Source organism: Streptomyces mayonensis (assembly GCF_018982965.1).
Classification (GTDB): domain Bacteria; phylum Actinomycetota; class Actinomycetes; order Streptomycetales; family Streptomycetaceae; genus Streptomyces; species Streptomyces mayonensis.
The window spans coordinates 13,711-33,800 of record NZ_JACBYP010000056.1 but is presented as its reverse complement, the minus strand read 5'-3'; the positions used below and the strand labels follow the sequence as shown (position 1 = coordinate 33,800).

Sequence of the window (20,090 nt, the reverse complement as noted above, 5' to 3'; positions counted from 1 at the left end):
CATGAACGAAAGCCCCACGGACACCGCCACCGCCACCGACCCGACAATGGACGCCATCGCCCGAGCCGTCACCGAAGGACGCACCGGCGCCGCCGCCTCCGCCCGGCAGAAGCTGCTGACCCTGTGGGCCACGATCGGCGTCACCGGCGACCCGCTGCACCGCTGCACCCTCGCGCACCACCTCGCCGACCTCTACGAAGACCCTGCCCAGGCCCTGGCCTGGGACGTCCGCGCCCTGGACGCCGCCGGCGCCGTGACCGAGCAGCGCGTCCAACGGCACCACACCGGGCTGCACATCGCCGGTTTCTACCCGTCCCTGCACCTCAACCTCGCCGACGACTACCGCCGCCTCGGCTCCTTCCACGCAGCGGCGGAGCACCTCACCGCGGCCCGGGAGCACGCCCCCGACCTGCCCCACGACGCGTACGGGGCCTCCCTGCGCACGGCCCTCGACGAGGTGGCCGAGGCCGTCTCCCGCCGGGACACCACCAGGAGGGCCTCCGCCCCGGGTCCCGCGGGATGACTCCCGCTGTCACTCGGCCGGACGAGGCCGGCCTCCCCGGCGGCCCGCCTGACGCGTCCCGGTCGCGAGTAAGCTGCACCAATGCGCGCATACTCGCACGGAGCGGTCCGCCGGTGACCGGGGGACCGGCGCCCGCGCTGTTGTCCCCGTCGCTGCGCCCGTGGCTCGCGCCGGCCGCGGCGCTCGCCGCGCTGCTGCTCCTCGTGCTCGGCATCCGGTACGCCGACGACGGAGCCCCCGGCACGGTGGACACGCGGGTCTCGGCCGCGGTGTACGGGCCGGGCGCACCGTGGCGGCACGTGGCGACGGCCACGGACTTCCTGGGGGAGCCCGCGGGCGCGGTGCTGCTCGTCGGGGCCGCCCTGACGGGCTGCCTGCTGTTGCGGAGCCCTCGCGCGGCGGTGCTCGTCGTGGCCGGGACCGGTGCGAGCGTGGCGACGACGACGCTGCTCAAGCGCGTCGTCGGACGCACCATCAACGGCGGGCACCTGTCCTACCCGAGCGGCCACACCGCCTTCCTCACCGCCTTCGCCCTCGTGCTGGCGCTGCTGGTGACCGGGCGGCTCGGTCTCGGCAGGACGGCGGGCACCCTCGTCGTGCTCGGCGCGGCGCCGGCCACCGGCGCCGCGATGGGCTGGGCGCAGGTCGCCCTCGGCGCGCACTACGCCACCGACGCCCTGGGCGGCTGGTGCACCGCCCTGGCCGTGGTCCCGGCCACAGCCTGGCTGGTCGACCGGGCCGCCGACCGGCCGGCCAGGGCGATGGCCGACGCGAACCACCTCTGACGGGGCGTTACTTCACCAGGGAGCCGGGGCCCGTCACGCCCGCCGGCGGAACACCGGCTTCACCGGCCGTCCGGCGAGCCAGGGGGTCGGGTCACCGGCCTCCAGCGCCTTGCGGTAGACCGCGCACGCCTCGGCCACCACCTCGACGGTGTGCTCGATGTCGGCGTCGTCCAGCGCGCTGCTCACCACGAACGACGGCGCCAGCACCCCGCCCGCGAGCAGCCGGCGCAGGAACAGGGTGCGGTACTCCTGCGAGGGCTGCCCGTTCTCGTCGAGGGTGGCGAAGACCAGGTTGCTGGCCCGGCCCCGGACGACGACGTGGTCGCCGACGCCCGCGTCGGCCGCGGCCCGTCCGACTCCGGCGGCCAGTCGCTCGCCCAGGGAGTGCAGTCGCGCCGTGACCCCCTCCTCGACGTAGACGCTCTGTACGGCCATGGCGGCGGCCAGCGCGTGTGTCTCCGCACCGTGGGTGGTGGACAGCAGGAACACCCGGTCGCCGGAGTGCCGCAGCCCGCCCCGCTCCATCAGGGCGCGGCGTCCGGCCAGGGCGGAGACGGCGAACCCGTTGCCCAGCGCCTTGCCGAAGGTGGAGAGGTCGGGCACGACGCCGTACAGGCCCTGGGCGCCCGCCTCCGACCACCGGAAGCCGGTGATCATCTCGTCGAAGACCAGGACGCAGCCGTGCCGGTCGGCCAGCTCGCGCAACCCCTCCAGGTACCCGGGCGGCGGCTCGGAGTGCGCCGCCGGCTCGAGGACCAGGCACGCGATCCCGTCCTCGTACCGGGCGAGCAGCTTCTCCGTGGCAGCCAGGTCGCCGTACGGGAACGACAGCGTCAGTTCCGTGGTCGCGGCCGGAACACCCGCGGACATCGGCGTGGTCCCGATGAACCAGTCGTCGACGGAGAAGAACGGGTGGTCGGCGCAGACGGCCACCCGCGGGCGCCCGGTGGCGGCGCGGGCCAGGCGTACCGCGGCCGTGGTGGCGTCGGAGCCGTTCTTCGCGAACTTGACCATCTCCGCGGTCGGCACCGTGGCCAGGAAGCGTTCCGCCGCCTCCAGTTCGACGACGGAGGGCCGTACGAAGTTGCTGCCGCGGTCGAGTTCCCGCCGCACCGCCTCGACCACGCGGGGGTGGGCGTGGCCGAGGCTGACCGACCGCAGGCCGGAGCCGTACTCGACGTAGCGGTTGCCGTCGACGTCCCACACGTGGGCGCCGCGGCCGCGGCTGATGACCGGTGCCAGGTCCTCGGGGTACTGGTCGTCGCCCTTGGCGTAGGTGTGCGCGCCGCCCGGCACCAGGGCGTGCAGCCGTTCGTTCGCCGCCCGCGAGCGGGGCAGCGCGAAGTCCTCACCCGTCACGGCGGTCTCGACTCCCCTCGTGCTTCTGGCGCTGCAGGAACTCGGCCAGACCCGGTGCCTCCCGGTCCCGCCGGGACACCGACGTGGGAGGCAGCGGCCACGGAACGGCGAGGTCCGGGTCGTCGAAGGCGATCGTCACGTCCTCGGCCGGATCGTGCGGGCGGTCGATCCGGTACGAGGTGTCGGCGGTCTCCGTCAGCGCCTGGAACCCGTGGGCGCAGCCCGCCGGGACGTAGAGGGTCGCCTGCGTCTCGCCGGACAGCTCGAAGAAGCCGCGGTTCAGGTACGTCGGCGAGTGCGGACGCAGGTCCACGACCACGTCGAAGACCTTCCCGTACGAGCAGCGCACCAGCTTGGCCTCGCCCGCCCCGGAACGCAGGTGCAGGCCGCGCAGCACACCCCGGGCCGAGCGGGAGAGGCTGTCCTGGACGAAGGCGTCCGGGTCGATGCCCACCGAGCGGACCACGTCGGCGTCGAAGGTGCGGCAGAAGAAGCCGCGTTCGTCGGCGTACGGCGTCGGCTCGAAGAGGTACGCGCCGTGGATCTCCGCGACGTCGGTCACTTTCATGGGGCCTCCTGCCGGGCACGGGAACGGGCACGGGCGCGTGGGTCGGTGGTGCCGGAACCGGACGCCGGCCGCAGGACCGCGGTCAGCGCGGCGAACTGCTGCTCGACGCGCCGGACGGCGGCCAGGTTCCGCTCGGCGAGCGTCCGCCGCACCTCGGCCGACCGCTGCTCCAGCTCCCGGAACTGCTCCAGGAGCCGGTCGGCATCGACCTCGCGGGCCGGGTGGCAGTACGGGTCCAGTCCCATGTCGGCCATGAGCGAGTCGCTCTTCGCCGAGTAGCTGATCGCGAGGGTCGGTGTGCCGACCCGCAGCGCGCAGACCAGGTTGTGGTACCGGGTGGCCACGACGGTGTCGGCACACGCCGTCTCCTTCATCAGGTCGGCCAGCGACGCCGCCTCGGCGACGGTGACCAGCGGCGAGTCCACCGCGTCGACGATCGCGTCGGCCACCGGCCGGTCCAGCTCGTCGCCGGTCAGCAGCCGGACCGGCCTGCCCTCCTCGGCCAGCGCGCGCACGAACCGGGTCGTCCCGTCGAGGTAGCGCCGGTGGATCTCCTCGGCCCGGTCGCGTTCGTCGTTGCTGCCGTGGAAGTCCATGACGCCGACGCAGACCGGGCCGGGCGTGCCCGCGGGCTCGCCCGCCGAGGGCGCGGGCAGGGCGAACACGAGGTCCGCGTACACCTCGTCCCGCGCGGTGTCCACGCCCATCGCCCGCATCGCCTCCCGCGACTGGGTGTCCCGGTACGACCGGTACGCGGCCAGCCGCGTCGACCAGCGCGTCAGCGCCCGCGTCGGCCGGCTGCCGATCGGGCCCGCGCCGACACTGACGAGCGCGACCCGGGTGCGCAGCAGGCGGCCGGTGGCGCAGAGCAGGAAGAGCGAGTACGGGAACCCCCACGGCCGCAGCGGCAGCGTGGTCTCCAGGACGCCGGTGCCCGGCACGATCACCGCGTCGTGCCGGCGCACCCAGGCGGCGGTGCGCACCGCGTCGACGATCTTGCCCAGGCCCTTGCCCGCGATCGCGCCCGCCCGGGAGGCGGTCCGGTACTCGCCCCGGTACCAGTTCAGCCGCGTCGTGGGGATCCCGTACCGGGTCGCGACGATCTCGGGTCCGCCGCACATCGCGTCCACGACCGCCTCGGGGTGAGCGGCGCGGAGGTGGTCGAGCACGGCCTCCAGCGATCCGTCGTTGCCGGTGTTGCCCGCGCCCAGCAGGCCGAACAGCCCCACGCGTAAAGGGGACTTGTGCTCCGTCGTCATGCGTTCTTCCCTTCGCGGCCGGCGACGAGGTCGTCGACGGAGACGGTGAGCCGGTCGGGGTCGACCGGGGTGCGGTCCTCGACCCGTTCGCCGGCGCCCGGACGGACCCGGCTGGTCGCCCAGGCGGCCAGATGGCGGTAGCACGCCTGCCGGTCGGCCACGGACAGCGGCGCCCGCCGGACGGCCGAGACGAAACCCCAGACGTACTCGGCGAGCAGCCGGGGTGTCGGGTGCAGCGGGCCCGCCCGGCGCGGGTCGAGGTTGACGCACCGGGAGCGCTTGGAGGGGTTGGCCCGCTCGGCGCGGGTGGGGTGGTCGCGGCGGAAGTACAGCAGCTCCGGGACCTGGTGGAAGGGCCCGTGCAGGGTGATCTCGGCGACGAACGTGCGGTCCGCGTGGTGGTAGCTGTCGTGCGGCTTCACCCGGCGCAGCACGTCGGCCCGCATCACGCCGTAGAAGTCGTCGCCCCCGGGTTCGAACAGCAGGCTGCGGAACCGTTCGGGCGCGCGCGGCGAGTCGGTGGCGAGTCCGTACTCGTAGGGCACCTTGACCTTGCCGTCGCCGTCGACGACCGCCTGGCCCGAGTGTGCGAGGACCACCCCGGGACGCTCGTCGAGCGCCTCGACGCAGCGGCGCAGCAGGTCCCGGGCGTAGAGGTCGTCGTGCGAGGCCCACTTGAACAGCTCGCCGCGGCACTCGGTGAAGACGTAGTTGTGGTTGGGCGCCGCGCCGATGTTGCGGGGCAGCGCGATGTACCTGACGCGCGAGTCCCGCGCGGCGTAGCGGCGGCAGATGTCCTGGGTCCCGTCGGTCGAGGCGTTGTCGGAGACGACCAGTTCGAAGTCCTCGTAGGTCTGGCCGAGCAGGGCCTCGAAGGACTCGGCCAGGTACTCCTCGCCGTTGTACACGGGCAGGCCGATGCTCAGCCGGGGACGGTGGGTCATGGGTTCCTCGTCTCAGGGACTTCGGGTACTTCCGGTACTCCGGTTGTTTCGGGGACGGGTACGTGACCGCGCTCGCGCAGGGCGGCCCGCAGGTGCAGCCACCATGCGGCCGAGCCGCACAGGGACGCGGCGGCGGCGCCCCAGGCCGAGCCGACCGTGCCGCCGGCGACGGCGCCGGCGAGCCCGCCGCCGACGTAGCAGGCGGAGGCGAAGAGCTGGCAGCGCAGGCTGCGCCGGGCCGCGGCGAGCGCGCGCAGCCCGGCCGCCGCGCCGGTGCCGATGCCGGCGCCCGCGACGCTCAGCGTGACCGGCAGGACGAGTTCCGAGGCACCGCTCCAGACGTCGCCGAGCACCAGCTCGCCCAGCCGGTTGGGCAGCAACAGCAGCACCGTGCCCCACAGCAGGGCGGCGACGGCCTGGCCGCCGCCGAGCATGAGGCAGAACCGGCCCAGCCGGTGCGGGGCCTGCCGCAGCACCCGCGCCGACTCGGCGACGGTGACCAGCGACAGGCCCATCAGCACGGCGAGGAACGGGCCCATCAGGAGCTCGGCGCCCCGCACGACACCCACCGCGCCGACCCCGACGATCGCGCCGAGCCCGTACGCGCGCAGCTGGCTCGCACCGCTGACCCCGACGTTCTCGACCAGATACCGGTAGCCGAGGTCGCGCTGCTCCCGCAGCCATGCGCGCGCCTCGGCCGGCCTCGGCCGGATGCCGGACTGGAGGCAGCCGTAGGCCGCGGCCACCGCGGCGGACCCGCCCCAGGCGAGGACGAAGGCGGACACGCTGCCCACGTGGGCCGCCGCCACCATGGCCGGGACGAGCGCGACGCCCCACACGACGTCGTTGACGAACGCCTTGCGGCCGGTCCCGGCGGCGAAGAACGCATAGCGCCACGCGTCCTGCAGCAGCAGCCCCGGCAGCACGACGCCGAGGCAGGCGAAGGCGGGACCCACCGTGCCGCCGACCGCCAGGCCGACGGCCAGGCAGGCCGCGCCGATGGCCGCGGCGACGCCGAGAGCGGTGCCCGAGGAGCGGGCCACCGCCCCACGCCAGGCCGGTTCCGGAACCCCGCTGAACCGCACGACGAGCGGGTCGGTGGCCAGCCCGCGGGAGACGTTGAGCACCACCCCGTAGGTCACCCAGGCCAGGCTGAACACGCCGAACGCGGTCAGCCCGAGCTCGCGGGCCACGTAGACGCCCACCACGAAGTTGGACAGGCTGGAGGCCGCCTGGTCGGCCAGCCCCCAGGACAGCCGGCCGACCATGCCCCGGGTGCCGGCCCGCGGGGCTCGGCCGGCCCGTGCCGCGGGCGTCCTCTTCTCCTCCCCGGTGGCCATCGGCGTCATGCCTTGATCAGCCCGGCGCCGTGCAGGGCGTCCGCCGCTCCGGCGACGGTGTCGAACGGCAGCCCCGACCGGTCGGCGACGTCCAGCAGACCGTGCTCGCCGTCGGAGAGGCTGAGTACCCACAGCATGGCCAGCTGGGCCTGCTTGGCGTCGCTGCGGCCGCCGAGCGAGTCGTACAGCCCGCGGCGGCCCAGCTGCGGTTCGCCGTAGGGGCTGAGGTTGACGTAGCGCCGGTTGCGGTCGAGGACGGCGAACGCCTCGCGGCACACGGCGAGCGTGTCCGCCATCGCCGCGGGGGAGACGAAGTCCAGGTCGTCCGCCGAGGTGTGGTACTCGGGGTAGCCGGCGTACGGGGTGCGGGTGAGCGAGCCCACGCCCAGGTCGAACCCGGGCGAGCAGTACTGCCGCTCGTCGTAGCCGTAGGGCGTGAACTCGTGGACACGGTGCGGGCGTCCGGAGGCGGCCAGCACGTGCCGCAGCACCCGGTCGATCTCCGCGTCGCCGCGTCTGCTCTGCTTGTACGTCAGCTGCCCGGCGTCGCCCGCACAGGCCAGCACCAGCCCGTGCCTGACCCGTTCGATCCGGTCCCGGTTGCGGGCCAGCCACGTGATCGCCCCGATGGTGCCGGGCGCGAAGACGAACCGGTACGTGTAGTACGGGTTGCGCTCCGCCAGTTCCCGGGCCAGGAACGCCGCCACCGCGATCCCCGCCAGGTTGTCGTTGGCCAGCGACGGGTGGCAGACGTGGCAGGAGACGAGCACCTCGTCGGGGACCCGCCCGGGGACCACGTGCTCGGCGTAGGTGAGGTGGCCGTCCTCCAGCGTGGAGTCGACACGGACCTCGTACTCGCCGTCCGGCAGCGCGTCCAGGGTCTCCTGGGCCAGGCAGAATCCCCACGCCGGCTCGTAGTAGCTCGTGCGGTACGGCACCCAGGCCGGGCGGTCCGGCAGGGTGTGCAGGTGCGGGCGCAGCTCGGCCAGCGGCATGGTCGCCGACACCGGCACGCTGTAGCCGAGCACGTGCAGACTGGAGGCGGCGAAGTCGACGACCCGGCGGCCGGCGGCGTCGGCGACGTACGCGTCCCGGATGTTCCACTCCTTGGGCACCGTCCAGTCGAGCACCTGTGTCCCGGTCGGCACCTCGTGCACGTGCAGGGGGATGTACTCGTCGACGATCCGCAGGGTGGCGCGCACACCGTCGCCCGTGATGCTCCGGCACAGCGGGTAGAGCCGCTCCACCAGCGCGTACATCTCCTGCCCGGACCCGGTCATCGGCGCCGCCGCAGGGTGTCGTCGACGGCGCCGCTCGTGGTGGCCGCGCGCAGTACCGCGAGGCGGGTGAAGCGCTGCTCGAAGCCCTCCCGGGTGAGACCGAAGTCCCGGTAGGCGTCGGCGAGTTCGGCGGCGCCCTGCTTCACCGTCCACGCACAGTCGAAGCCGGGCACCGCGGCGCGGAAGCGGGAGAAGTCCACCCGGTACGAGCGCGGATCGGCACCGGTCTCCCCGGTGATCACCACCTTCGAACCGGACACCGCCGCGGCCACCTGCTCGGCGATCTCGGCGACCGTGACGTTGTTGACCTCGCTGCCGATGTTGAACGCCCGGTCGTGCACCGCCTCCCGCGGCGCGTCCAGGGCGGCCGTGAACGCCCGTGCGATGTCCGCGGCGTGCACCAGCGGACGCCAGGGGGTGCCGTCGGAGAGCACCAGCACCTCGCCGGACAGCAGCGCGTGACCCACCAGGTTGTTCAGCACGATGTCCGCGCGCAGCCGGGGCGAGTACCCGAAGGCGGTGGCGTTGCGCAGGTACACCGGGCTGAAGTCCCCGTCGGACAGCGCGTGCAGGTCGTCCTCCACCCGCACCTTGGACTCCGCGTACGGCGTCACCGGGCGCAGCGGCGCGTCCTCGGCCACCAGGTCGTCACCGCCCGCGGTGCCGTACACCGAGCAGGTCGAGGCGTACAGGAAGCGCTGCACCCCGGCGTCGCGGGCCAGCCGCGCCAGCCGCACGGAGGCGTGGTGGTTGATGTCGTAGGTGAGCTCAGGTGCCAGCGAGCCCAGCGGGTCGTTGGAGAGCGCGGCCAGATGGATCACGGCGTCCACCCCGGCCACGTGCTCGGCCGTGACGTCGCGCAGGTCCACCCGCTGCCCCGGAGGGTCCGCGGGCGTCGGGCCGAGGACGCAGTCGGCGAACAGGCCGGCGTCGAGACCGACGACCTCGTGCCCGGCGGCGGCCAGCACCGGGGCCATCACGGTGCCCAGATAGCCCTGGTGCCCGGTCAGCAGTACGCGCAAGGTTCAACCCCCCAGGTTGAGAGTGAGTTTGGTGACGGCGAACGCCTCGGCGTAGCGCGCGTGGCATTCGATGCCGCGGATCCGGGCGAGACCGAGGAAGGCCTCCCGGTCGTACCAGGGCCGGTGCCGCTGCGAGGGGTAGTGCTCCTGCAGCAGCCGTACCTTCTGCTCGGCGGTCTCGGCCGGCAGCGGCTGGTAGGCCGACGGACGGCCCAGGTCGCCGTCCCACTTGACGATCTCGTAGCCGAGGACGAGATGGTCGCGGAACGCGGTGGTCGTCAGCTGCGCCAGGCCGCGGTGGTCCTGGTGCGCGTCGTCGGTGCGCGGCGCCAGCACCAGCTCCGGCTCGCTGCGCCCGCGCAGCTCCTCGACCGCGTTCTTGGCCTCCTCCCAGTGCGCCGGCATGCGGCCGTCCGGCAGCTTGAGCACGGTCAGCCGCAGGTCGGCGCCCGGGCAGAAGGCGGCCAGCGCGGCCCGCTCCTCCTGCTCCCGTTCACCGTCACCGCCCGAGAGGACCAGCGCGTCGACCCGGACGCCGGGCCGCGCCAGACAGAGGGTCAGCAGGGTGCCGCCCGCGCCGATGGCGATGTCGTCGCAGTGCGCGCCCACCGCGACGACCCGGTCCAGGCGCCCGGCGCCCAGCCGGATCACGCGGACCCCGCACCGGCGGGCGCGGCAGCGGCGTCCCGCTCCCACACGGCCCACGGGCGCTCGCCCCGGGTGTAGGCGGCGTCCAGCGCGGCCCGCTCCTTGACGGTGTCGGTCGGCTTCCAGAAGCCGCGGTGCCGGTGCGCCACCAGCCGGCCCCGCTTGGCCAGCCCCGCGCATCCGTCGGCGACCAGGTCCCCGTTCTCGGGGATGTGGTCGAAGACCTCCTGGCGGAGCACGAAATAGCCGCCGTTCTCCCACAGCGGCAGCTCACTCACCGGGGTGATCCCGCCGACCAGGCCGTCCTCGCCCAGGTCCACGCAGTGGAACGAGGACTGCGGCGGCACCACCATCATCGACGCGCCCGCGTCCCGCCGGGCGAAGCGGTCGATCATCTCGGGCAGCGGCGCGTCGGTGAGCACGTCGGCGTAGTTGGCGAGGAACATCTCGTCGCCGTCCAGGTGGTGCCGCACCCGGCGCAGCCGCTCGCCGATCGGCGACTCGATGCCGGTCTGCGCGAACGTGATCGTCCAGTCGGAGATGTCGGTGGACAGCAGCTCGGTCCGCCCGCCGCGCAGCACGAAGTCGTTGGACGCCGTCTCCTCGTAGGTGAGGAAGAACTCCTTGATGTGGTGGGCCCCGTAGCCCAGGCACAGGACGAACTCCGTGTGCCCGTAGTGCGCGTAGTAGCGCATGACGTGCCAGATCAGCGGCCGCGGCCCCACCATCGCCATCGGCTTGGGCACGTCGTCGGCCGCGCCCTCGCGCATCCGCATCCCGTAACCGCCGCAGAACAGTACGACCTTCATCGCTCGACCTCGACAATGCTCAGTTCCGGGATGGGGAAGACCAGCCGGCCGCCCCACTCGTGCACGAAGGACAGCTGCTCGACCAGTTCGTCCCGCAGGTTCCACGGGAGGACGAGCACCCAGTCGGGCCGGTCGGCCTCGATCTGCTCGGGCGGCAGGACGGGGATGCGGGCGCCCGGGGTGAACCGGCCGTGCTTGTACGGATTGCGGTCCACCGTGTAGGCCAGCAGGTCCGGGCGGACCCCGCAGTGGTTGAGCAGGGTGTTGCCCTTGCCCGGCGCGCCGTAGCCGACCACCGTCTCGCCGCGCTCGGCGGCCTCGATCAGGAACCGCAGCAGGTCCCGGCGGACCTTGGCCACCCGGGCGGAGAACTCGGCGTACCCGGTCAGCTCCCGCAGCCCGGCCGCCTTCTCCCGCTCCAGTACGTCGGTCACCCGCCTGCCCGGCTCGCCCGCCGCTTCGGACGGCCGGGCCCACAGCCGGACGGAACCGCCGTGCGTGGGCAGCAGTTCCACGTCGACGAGCGTGAGCCCGCCACTGGCCAGCGCCCGGATCGCGGAGGCGACCGTGTAGTACTGGAAGTGCTCGTGGTAGATCGTGTCGTACTGGTTCTCCTCGATCAGCGTCAGCAGGTGCTGCACCTCGATCGAGACCCAGCCGTCGTCGGCGACCAGGGCGCGCAGCCCCCGGGTGAACCCGACCACGTCGGGGATGTGCGCGTACACGTTGTTGGCGACGACCAGGTCCGCCGGGCCGTGCTCCTCGCGGACGGCCGCGCCGGTGGCCGGGTCCAGGAACTCGGTGAGCGTGGGCACCCCCGCCTCCCGCGCCGCGGCGCCGACGTTCACCGACGGCTCGATGCCGAGGCAGCGGACCTCCCGGTCCACCAGGTGCCGCAGCAGGTACCCGTCGTTGCTCGCCACCTCGACGACGAAGGAGCCGGGACCCAGCGGCAGCCGCTCGACGGCGTCCGCGACGAACGTGCGGGCGTGCTCCACCCAGGACGTCGAGTACGAGGAGAAGTACGCGTACTGCGTGAACGTCTCCTCCGGCGTGATCAGCGGCGGGAGCTGCGCCAGCCAGCAGTCGGTGCAGACCCGCAGGTGCAGCGGGTACGCCGGTTCCGGCTGGTCCAGCTGGTCCGCGGCGAGGAAGCTCTCGCACGGCGGCGTCGCCCCGAGGTCGACGACGCTGGCCATCGCCTCCGAGCCGCAGAGTCGGCATCGTGTCATCTGCTGTTCCCATCCCCCCTGCCCGCGCGGGTCCGCCCGCCGCGAGCCAGTGCTGACCGACCCGCGATCGCGGTGCGGTACTCCTGAACCAGGCGCTCCAGCCCGACGGCCGGACTGAAGCCCTGCTCGTAACGGCGCCGGGCCGCCCGCCCCATCTCCCGGTTCCTCTCCGGCCCGTCCGTGATCCGCCGCAGACAGGACGCGAGCGAGGCGGCCTCGCCCGGCCGGTGCAGCAGTCCGGTCACCCCGTCCTCGACCAGTTCGACGAAGGCGCCGTGACCGGCGGCGACGGTCGGTACCCCCGCCGCCATCGCCTCCACGACCACCAGGCCGAACGCCTCCAGCCACGTCGACGGCGCCACCACGGCCACCGACCGGGCCACGGCCCGGCGGACCTCCGCGGTGTCGTACAGCCCGGCCCAGCGCACGTCGCGCCGGCCCGCCGCCCAGGCGGCCACCTCGCGCTCCAGCGGCCCGGTGCCGGCGATCACCAGCGGCACGCCCACCCCGCCGTCCGCGGCGAGTTCGTCCCACGCGGCCATGAGCAGCCGCACGCCCTTGGCCTGTGCGAGGCGCCCGAGGAAGAGCAGGTGCTCGCCCGGGCCCGTGCGCCGCACGTCCGGGTCGGGCACGAAGTTGTGCTTCACCACGAGGCGTTCGGCCGGCAGCCCGGCCCCCACCAGGACGTCGCGCTGCGCCGCGGAGATGCACAGGAACCGCTCCACGCCCGACTGCCACCGCCGCCGGTTGACCGACAGGCTCACCGCCAGCGGCACCGTGGCCAGCCGGGAACCGCGGTAGCAGCCGTGCCGGACGGCCGGCAGCGGCGCCGCACCGACGCACTGGGTGCACGGCCGGCCGTCCCGCTGCAGCGTGCCGGGCGGGCAGACCTGGGTGTAGTTGTGCAGCGTGGCGACGGCCGGCACCCCGGCGTCCGCGCAGGCGGCCAGCACCGCCGGGGACAGCAGCGGGAACACGTTGTGGACGTGCACCACGTCCGGCCGCTCCCTGCGCAGCCGGTCGGCGAGCTCCTTGCGGACCGCCGGGTTCCACGGCACGGTGAGCGGGATCGCGGCCTTGCCGAGCAGCGACCGCGAGCCGATCTCGTCGCTGCGCCGCTCGAACACCCCGACCCGGTGACCGGCGCCGCGCAGCAGCGCCACCTCCTGGTCGACGACCTTGTTCTCGCCGCTCGGCTGTGCCGACGCGTAGCGGTTGTGCACCACGAGGACGTGCATCGTCAGATCACCTCCGGCTTCCGGGCCCAGCGCGGGACATGACGGCGAGGCGGTTCGGGCGCCGGGGGCGGCGCGGGCCGGGCGGGCGCGGCCAGCAGCGACGCGGCCACGGCCAGGTGCAGCAGGTACGGCGAGGCGTCACCCAGCCCGGCCTCGGTGTACGAGGCCAGTGCGCAGTAGCCGATCAGGAAGATCGCGCAGGCCCGCTCCAGCGACGGCGGCCGCAGCAGCGCCACGCCCCCCAGGACGACGAGGAAGGCCGCCACCAGGCAGATCCCGGTCAGACCCTGTTCGTGGTAGACCGCCAGCCAGCTGTTGTCGATCGGCAGCCCGCCGAACGACTTGTCGCCCAGGCCCATGCCGAAGATCTGCTCACCGGTCGACCGGGGCTCCGCCAGCAGGGCGTCCCATACCTTGGCCCGGCCGGTGAGGCTGGAGAAGTACTCCTCGTCCTGCCCGCGCAGGAACCACGCCCGCAGCGCGGCGGCGAACCCCACCGCGGCCACCGCCGCGCACAGCACCGCCCAGGCGAAGAAGCGGCGCGCGGCGGCACTGGTCAGCACGAGCGAGCCGATGGCCAGCGCCAGTCCCACGAGCAGCCCGATCGTGGCCGTACGGGTGTGGGTCAGCACCAGCAGCACGAGCGAGGGCACGACGACCACGGCCGCGCTCACCCGGTCGGTGCGGCGGCCCAGCAGGAGCAGCACGGCCAGCCCCACGACGACCGCGGCGTACTGCCCGATCTGCGGCGGGGTGAGCGGCCACAGCGCGCCCACCAGCCGCCCGCCGTAGAGGTCGGGCAGGGCAGCGCCCGGTGAGATCAGCGCGCCCGCCACGACCGAGACGAGGACGAAGAAGTACATCCGGACGTGGTGCCGGACGAAGGCCGTGCCGCCGTCCCACCAGCGGGTGAGCAGCCACAGCGTGCCGACGAAGAGCCCCAGCCGGGCGCAGCGGAACAGCGCGCCGAAGCCCGACTCCAGGCTGACGCTGGAGATCAGGCTCGGCACCAGCAGCAGCGAGAGCAGGAACAGGAAGGCACTGGACCGCACGCGCAGCCGCAGGTTGAGCGCGAGCGCCAGCGCGAACGCGGCGACCAGCGCGCCCATGGTGACGATCTGGATGAGCGAGCGGGGCAGCGGCACGATCGTCTCCGCGCCGGCCGAGCCGAGCGTGTTGAGGACCAGCAGCCCCCACACCGTCCCGACGGCCTTCGGCGTGCGCTGTGCGGGTGCCCCGCTCACCGCGGCGCTCACCTCAACCACCGTCCCGTGCGCGCAGGGTGCTGCCCGCGTCCTGCTCGTACGGCGCGCGCTGCCACTGCCCGAAGTCGAGCACCCGGCTCGGGTCGTGCGCGACGAACTTCCACGGTCCGACATAGGTGTTGTCGTGCCAGCGGTTGTGCTGCTCGCGGGTGATCGCATCGGCCACCAGCTCGCCCTGGTACGGTGACCAGTCCGGGTACGTCCCGTAGTTGGCCAGCACCGCCATGCGGTCGCACATCTGCGTGCAGTCGACGACGGAGGTGTCCAGCACGAAGCGGTTGTCGTGGATGTCCACGCGCTGGGTCTTCCACCGGCAGTCGGAGTAGAACGGCGCGTCGGCGATCCCCGGCTGGGCGCAGCGGTCGGTGTCCTTGACCAGCAACGTGCAGTCGCCGGACGAGGTGTTGGCCGGGCTGTTGCAGAACCGGTCCGCGTTCTCCCACAGGGTGATCCCGGACCAGTTGTTCTCGAACACGTTCCGGTAGACCTCGATCTTGTCCGTGCGGGCCCCGACCCGTGGCTCGCCGCCGGACTCGGACAGGTACACGGTCGCGAACGGGAAGGTGTCGCCGCGGTCGGCGTACCTGCGTCCCTCGACCCAGTTGTTCCGCCGGATCGTGTTGTCCCTCAGGACCGCGTTGTAACTGGTCTCGTAGATCAGGGCGGCACCGTCGTTGGCCTCCAGCACATTGCCCTCGATGCGGAAGTCGTTGTTGTTGGTGTCCGCCCACAGCCCGGTACCGCGGTTGTCGTGCACCCAGTTGCCGCGGATGTCGGCGCCGTCGACGGCCCAGAACTTGACGCCCCCGGTGCAGCCGCAGCCCGGCCGCCGCCGCTCCCAGTCGCCCGTGTTGTTGCCGGTGATCTCGTTTCCCTCGAGGACCAGGCCGGTGATGGAGTCGTCGCCCTTGTAGGCGTTCATGCCGTACTGGCCGTTGTCGCGCAGACAGCTGGCGCGGACCTTCTGGCGGGCGCCGGCCATCAGCCCGGCGCCGGAGTTGTCCTGGACCGTCGCGTGCTCGATCACCCACCCGTCGGCCGAGTCGTGGTTGACCACGCCCTCGTCGTGCGGCGCGGCGAACTTCTGCACGGTCAGGTGGCTGATGGTGACGTCGGGCGCGGTGCCGCCGAACGCGTACTGGTTGGTCCTGCCGCCGTCGAGCACCGCGCCCGGTGCGCCGAGGTAGGTGTTGCCCTCCTTGGGGACGACCTGGGCGAAACGGTCCGGATCGAGTTTGTGTCTGCCCGGCCGCAGCCAGAACGTGGTGTGCGGCGGGCTGCTCCTGGTCTTCGCGGCCAGGTCGCCGGTTGTGGCGGGGTCGACCGTCACCGCACCCGCGGGCGCCTTCGCGGGACCCGCGGCCGGCTTGGCGCACACCCGGGCCACGGACCGCGCCCCGGTCGGGGAGGGCGCGGCCGACGACTCCGGCCGTGCGCCCGGCGTGCCGCCGTCACCGTCGCCGTCGTCGCCGCCGCTGTCGCAGCCGGTCGCCGCCAGCAGGACCAGCACCAGCGGTGCCGCCGCCCGTGCCGGGTGCCGCCACTTCACTCGCACGCGCCCTCCCTCCCCTCTCTAACCGTTGAACCCGTTGAGCCCGTTGAACTTGAGCACGGTGGTGAACTCGTGTGCGCCGTCGGCGAATCCGGTGCCGACGAGCGTGGTGGCGGGCTCCTTGCGGCCGAAGCCCGGGGAGTACCAGCCCAGCGGCGGGCCGGTCTCGCCGCGGTGCGTCCGCCAGGAGAGCCGGCCGGGCAGGTCGAGCACCGCGGAGCGCTCCTCGCCGTCCCGGTTCCAGGTGAGCACCGCCCGGCTTCCCGCCAGGTCCGCGGTGACGGCCGGTCCGAGGTGGAACGCCAGACGCACGGCGCGGCCCTCGCCGCGCACCTCGTCGACCACCCGCAACTCGCTTGTGGTTTCAGTCAGTTCCACCCGGCGGCGGTGCACGGAACGCCCGTAGCCGTCGTGCTCGGCGCACCAGTGGGACACCCCCTCGTCCGACGTCCGCACCGACAGGACGCGGCTGCGGGCGTGCCGGGTCCACAGGAACGGTCCGCCGGACACGGACTGGTCCGTGCCGTCCAGCTCCAGGGTGTTGTGCGCCAGGGTCGACCGGAAGTACCGCCGCCACACGGGCTGCCCGTGGTAGCAGTACGTCCCCGGGTCGGCGAGCACGTCGACCCCTTCGTGCCGGACCTCCACGGACAGCGCGTCCGCGTGGGCGTGCGCGGCGATGGACAGGAAGCCGTGCGGACCGCCGTCGCAGCGGCACCAGATCCCCGCGGGACCCCGCAGGACGGTGAGTCCCGCGTCCGCGAAGTGGGCCGGGCGGCGGGCGGGCCGCGACACGGCGGGCGTCGTTCCCGGCTTCCCGTACGGCCTCACGAGCGCGGCCAGCAGCGGGGTGCGCACGTCGGTGCTGGTGACCGCGGGCCACCAGCCGAGCGAGCCGAACACGGCGTTCCCGGTGGCCAGCAGCGAGGCCCAGCGGTCGGTGCCCGCGCCGTCCACGACCAGGCCGTGACCGTCGTCGGCGTCCCCCTGGCGGGGCGGCCGCAGCCGGTCGTCCACCACGGCCGCCAGCGCGTCGGTCATCCGCAGCAGCACCAGCCGGACCGTCGCGGGCACCGGCACCCGGGCGGCGTCCGCCTCCGCCAGCGCGGCCAGGCCGAGTTCCAGCACGAGACCGTGGTACTCGGTGGCCAGCTCGCGGTTGAGGCCGGAGCCGAAGGTGTTGCTCCGCAGGTGCCGCTCCAGCGACCTGAGGGCGTCGGTCCGCCAGCGCGCCGAGGCGGGGAACCATGCGAACGCGCAGGCCGCCGCGAACTGTCCGGCGGCCTCGGCGACGACGTGGTTGTTGGCCGAGGAACCCCGGCTGGGGAAGGCCGCCAGCCAGCGCTGGTGGTGCCAGATCTGCTCCAGCGCCACCGGGTTGTCCTCGAACAGGGCGGCCGCGCCCGGCCAGCCGTCGAGCAGCCGGCGGACCCACACCCAGGACAGCAGCCGGATCCCCAGCTCGATGCCGCTGGTCCAGTGCACGCCCCGCAGCGGCGCGTTGGACGCCCACCACGACCGCAGGTGCTCGGCGACGCGCTCGGCGTACCGCTCGTTCCCGGTGACGGCGTAGGCGGCGGCGAGCACGGTGAGGTACTGGTGCCGGGACAGCTCCCAGATCTGCTTGATGTCCCCGACCGCCTCCTCGTCCCGGTACGGCACGTCGAAGGCGTAGCCCCAGGGAGCCCGGTGCCCGGTCTTCGGGTCGTACCACCAGTCCGGGTCGGCCAGGTCGTCGCGGAGCACGCCGAAGTACTCGACGTGCCCGGCCATCAGCCGGTCCGCCTCGGCGACCAGGCGTTTCGCGGCGTCCGGCGCCACCGCGGCGACGGCCCGGGCGGGCAGGACCGCCGTGAACCGGGCGCCGGTCACGGGCGGGCACGGGGGCCGCGCCGAGCGCCACCGGCGCCTGCGCACCGCGTCGGCGGCCCGGCCGCCGACCTCCCGCGGCCCCATCCGGGACAGCCGCCGCAGGTACCAGCCCGCGCTCATGGTCATCGCGCCTCCGCCGGCGTCACCGGCGCACCGGCCGCCAGCGCGGTCGGTACGGCGAGGGTGGCGGCGGTCGTGGCGACCAGCGACCTCAGCGGCACCGGCATCGCACCGCCCGTCCGCACCGCCCTGACGAACGCGGCCAGCTGGGCGGCCTGGCCCTTGTCCCGGGCCTTGGGCAGCCGCGGACCGACCCACCTCTTGCGGCGGCCGTCGTAGACGGCGGCCCGCAGGAAGTCGTCCAGCCGCAGCGCGCGGCCGTCCGCGACCAGGTCCAGGGTCTCCTTCGGGAATCCGGCCGGACCGGTGGTGACGTAGGAGAGGGTGGCGGTGGACCCGTCCGGGTAGCCCAGGACGACCTGGAGGTCCTCGCCCCCGGGCGTGGCGGTCGCGTACACCGAGACCGGGTCGGCCCCGAGCAGCCAGCTCGCGGTGTCGACGAAGTGCCCGCCCTCCCCGGTGAACCGCGAACCCTCGGTGCCGCGCCGCAGGTACCAGCTGCCGTGGTCCAGCCGGCCCGCGTTGACCAGGTAGCGGACGTGCGCGGGACCGGTCCGGGTGCCGAACTGCCTCCTGGCCTCCCGCAGCAGCGGGGCGAACCGGCGGTTGAAGCCCACCTGCAGCCGGTCGTTGCCGGACTCCTCCACCGCCGCCAGCACGCCGGTCAGTTCGTCGCCGGTGAGCGCAAGCGGCTTCTCCACGAAGACCGCCTTGCCGGACAGCAGCGCCCTGCGGGTCAGTTCGGCGTGCGAACTGTGGCGCGTGACCACGAAGACCGCGTCGACGGAGTCGTCGCCGAGCACGGCGTCCAGGTCGGTGGTCGCCCCGGCGAAGCCGAACTTCCGCTGCGCGTTGGCGGCGGACAGCGCCGTCGTGGTGACGACCGTGGCCAGCTCGACGCCGTCGCGCCGGGCGAGATGCGGCAGCAGCATCGAGCTCGCGTAGTTCCCCGCGCCCACGAACGCGAGGCGCACGGGGGTGTTCGCGGCCCGGGCGGCCCGGTCCGGCTTCGCGCTCGCCGCGGGCAGGGACACCGCCGGTGCCGGTGCCGGTGCCGGTGCCGGTGCCGGTGCCTGCTCCTGCTCCTGCTCCTGCGCCAGGGGTGTGCCTCCGGACTCCTGGTCCGGGTACCGGAAGAGCACGGCCACCGCCTTCAGCGTGCCGTCGTGCAGGTTCCGGTACGTCTCGACGGCGTCGTCGAAGTCGGCGGTGCGGGAGATCAACGGCTCCACGTCCACGCGGCCGCGGGCGGCGAGGTCCAGGAAGCAGGCCAGGTTGCGGCGCTCGGTCCAGCGCACGTAGCCGATCGGGTAGTCCCGGCCCTCCAGCTCGTACTCCGGGTCGTAGCGCCCGGGGCCGTAGCTGCGCGAGAAGCGGACGTCGAGCTCCTTCTCGTAGTACGCGTTCCACGGCAGGTCCAGGCGGCACTTGCCGATGTCGACGACCCGGCCGCGGTCCCGGCACAGCCGCGCGGCCAGCTCGACGGGCTGATTGCTGCCGCCCCCGGCGGCCAGGTACACCTGGTCCACCCCGTGGCCGCCGGTGAGCCGGGCGACGGCACCCTCCACGGCGGGGGAGGACGGGTCGCCGCAGGCCGCCGCGCCCAGCCGCTCGGCCAGCTCGCAGCGGGCCGGGTCGGGATCGGCGCCGACGACGCGTACGCCCGAGGCGGCCAGCAACTGCACCACCAGCTGCCCGATCAGGCCGAGGCCCACGACCAGGGCCACCTCGCCGAGCCGCGACTCGCCCTGGCGGACACCCTGCAACGCGATCGACCCGACCGTGCCGAAGGCCGCGTGCCGCGGCTCGAGACCCTCGGGCACCGGGACGCAGAGGTTCTTCGGCACCCAGTTCAGCTCGGCGTGCAGCGCGTGCTCGTTCCCGGCGCAGGCCACCAGGTCGCCCGCCTTGACGTCGTCGATCCCGGCGCCGACCTGCTCGACCACCCCGCACAGCGAGTACCCCAGCGGCGTGTACGAGTCCAGCTTGCCCATCACCTTGCGGTAGGTGGCGGGCACCCCGTTGGTGGCCACGCTCTGCACGACCTTGGCCACCTGGTCCGGCCTCGAACGTGCCTTGCCCAGCATCGACATGCCCGCCTCGGAGACCTTCATCAGTTCGGTCCCGGTGGAGATCAGCGAGAAGGCGGTCCGCACCAGCACACCGCCCGGCTTGCAGCCCGGCACCGGCACGTCGAGCAGCGCCAGCTCGCCGCTCTTGTAGTTCTGCACAACCTGTTTCACCGAAGGTCCTCTTGTCTCTCTGCTGGTCTGG

Annotated in this window: 17 protein-coding genes; 2 read left to right on the top strand and 15 right to left on the bottom strand. The window is 73.7% G+C overall.

Going from position 1 to position 20,090, the window contains the following annotated elements:
• Position 1 precedes the first annotated feature (1 nt).
• Together HZS56_RS21200 and HZS56_RS21195 are read left to right on the top strand one after the other, a co-directional pair.
• Positions 2-523: a hypothetical protein gene (locus HZS56_RS21200; protein WP_216722329.1), complete on the top strand. Its 522-nt coding sequence runs from the start codon at positions 2-4 to the stop codon at positions 521-523.
• Between the two features lie 113 nt (positions 524-636).
• Positions 637-1,308, top strand: coding sequence for a phosphatase PAP2 family protein (locus tag HZS56_RS21195; RefSeq protein ID WP_216722328.1), 672 nt, complete (start codon positions 637-639; stop codon positions 1,306-1,308).
• A gap of 33 nt (positions 1,309-1,341) precedes the next feature.
• Here the strand turns inward: HZS56_RS21195 and HZS56_RS21190 are convergent, their stop codons facing one another.
• The 15 genes from HZS56_RS21190 to HZS56_RS21120 are packed head-to-tail and all read right to left on the bottom strand — an operon-like array spanning position 1,342 to position 20,059.
• Entirely contained in the window at positions 1,342-2,667 is a 1,326-nt protein-coding gene (locus HZS56_RS21190) for a glutamate-1-semialdehyde 2,1-aminomutase (RefSeq protein ID WP_216722327.1), read from the bottom strand.
• Positions 2,657-3,235: a dTDP-4-dehydrorhamnose 3,5-epimerase family protein gene (locus HZS56_RS21185; protein WP_216722326.1), complete on the bottom strand. Its 579-nt coding sequence runs from the start codon at positions 3,233-3,235 to the stop codon at positions 2,657-2,659. The genes HZS56_RS21190 and HZS56_RS21185 overlap by 11 nt, the downstream gene beginning before the upstream one ends.
• Entirely contained in the window at positions 3,232-4,494 is a 1,263-nt protein-coding gene (locus tag HZS56_RS21180) for a polysaccharide pyruvyl transferase family protein (protein WP_216722325.1), read from the bottom strand. The genes HZS56_RS21185 and HZS56_RS21180 overlap by 4 nt, the downstream gene beginning before the upstream one ends.
• On the bottom strand, positions 4,491-5,438 hold the full coding sequence (locus tag HZS56_RS21175) for a glycosyltransferase family 2 protein (RefSeq protein WP_216722324.1): 948 nt from the start codon (positions 5,436-5,438) through the stop codon (positions 4,491-4,493). Before HZS56_RS21175 ends, HZS56_RS21180 begins: the two co-directional genes overlap by 4 nt.
• Positions 5,435-6,787: an MATE family efflux transporter gene (locus tag HZS56_RS21170; RefSeq protein WP_216722323.1), complete on the bottom strand. Its 1,353-nt coding sequence runs from the start codon at positions 6,785-6,787 to the stop codon at positions 5,435-5,437. The genes HZS56_RS21175 and HZS56_RS21170 overlap by 4 nt, the downstream gene beginning before the upstream one ends.
• Complete coding sequence (locus HZS56_RS21165) at positions 6,784-8,058, bottom strand: DUF4910 domain-containing protein (RefSeq protein ID WP_253914596.1); 1,275 nt, start codon at positions 8,056-8,058, stop codon at positions 6,784-6,786. The genes HZS56_RS21170 and HZS56_RS21165 overlap by 4 nt, the downstream gene beginning before the upstream one ends.
• Positions 8,055-9,080, bottom strand: coding sequence for an NAD-dependent epimerase/dehydratase family protein (locus HZS56_RS21160; RefSeq protein ID WP_216722322.1), 1,026 nt, complete (start codon positions 9,078-9,080; stop codon positions 8,055-8,057). The genes HZS56_RS21165 and HZS56_RS21160 overlap by 4 nt, the downstream gene beginning before the upstream one ends.
• 3 nt (positions 9,081-9,083) lie before the next feature.
• Positions 9,084-9,731, bottom strand: coding sequence for a PIG-L deacetylase family protein (locus HZS56_RS21155; protein ID WP_216722321.1), 648 nt, complete (start codon positions 9,729-9,731; stop codon positions 9,084-9,086).
• Positions 9,728-10,537, bottom strand: coding sequence for a glycosyltransferase family protein (locus tag HZS56_RS21150; RefSeq protein WP_216722320.1), 810 nt, complete (start codon positions 10,535-10,537; stop codon positions 9,728-9,730). Before HZS56_RS21150 ends, HZS56_RS21155 begins: the two co-directional genes overlap by 4 nt.
• A complete protein-coding gene (locus tag HZS56_RS21145) occupies positions 10,534-11,769 on the bottom strand; it encodes a class I SAM-dependent methyltransferase (protein WP_216722319.1) in 1,236 nt (411 codons plus the stop codon). The genes HZS56_RS21150 and HZS56_RS21145 overlap by 4 nt, the downstream gene beginning before the upstream one ends.
• Positions 11,766-13,007 carry a glycosyltransferase gene (locus tag HZS56_RS21140; RefSeq protein ID WP_216722318.1) on the bottom strand — a complete coding sequence of 414 codons (1,242 nt, stop codon included), beginning with the start codon at positions 13,005-13,007 and terminating at the stop codon, positions 11,766-11,768. Before HZS56_RS21140 ends, HZS56_RS21145 begins: the two co-directional genes overlap by 4 nt.
• Positions 13,008-13,009: 2 nt before the next feature.
• Complete coding sequence (locus tag HZS56_RS21135; RefSeq protein ID WP_216722317.1) at positions 13,010-14,251, bottom strand: O-antigen ligase domain-containing protein; 1,242 nt, start codon at positions 14,249-14,251, stop codon at positions 13,010-13,012.
• Positions 14,252-14,264: 13 nt separating this feature from the next.
• A complete protein-coding gene (locus tag HZS56_RS21130) occupies positions 14,265-15,827 on the bottom strand; it encodes a right-handed parallel beta-helix repeat-containing protein (RefSeq protein WP_216722316.1) in 1,563 nt (520 codons plus the stop codon).
• A gap of 18 nt (positions 15,828-15,845) precedes the next feature.
• Positions 15,846-17,822, bottom strand: coding sequence for an alginate lyase family protein (locus HZS56_RS21125; protein ID WP_216722315.1), 1,977 nt, complete (start codon positions 17,820-17,822; stop codon positions 15,846-15,848).
• The gene (locus tag HZS56_RS21120; RefSeq protein ID WP_216722314.1) at positions 17,819-20,059 is read right to left on the bottom strand and encodes a bi-domain-containing oxidoreductase; all 2,241 of its coding nucleotides are present in this window, start codon (positions 20,057-20,059) and stop codon (positions 17,819-17,821) included. Before HZS56_RS21120 ends, HZS56_RS21125 begins: the two co-directional genes overlap by 4 nt.
• Positions 20,060-20,090 lie beyond the last annotated feature (31 nt).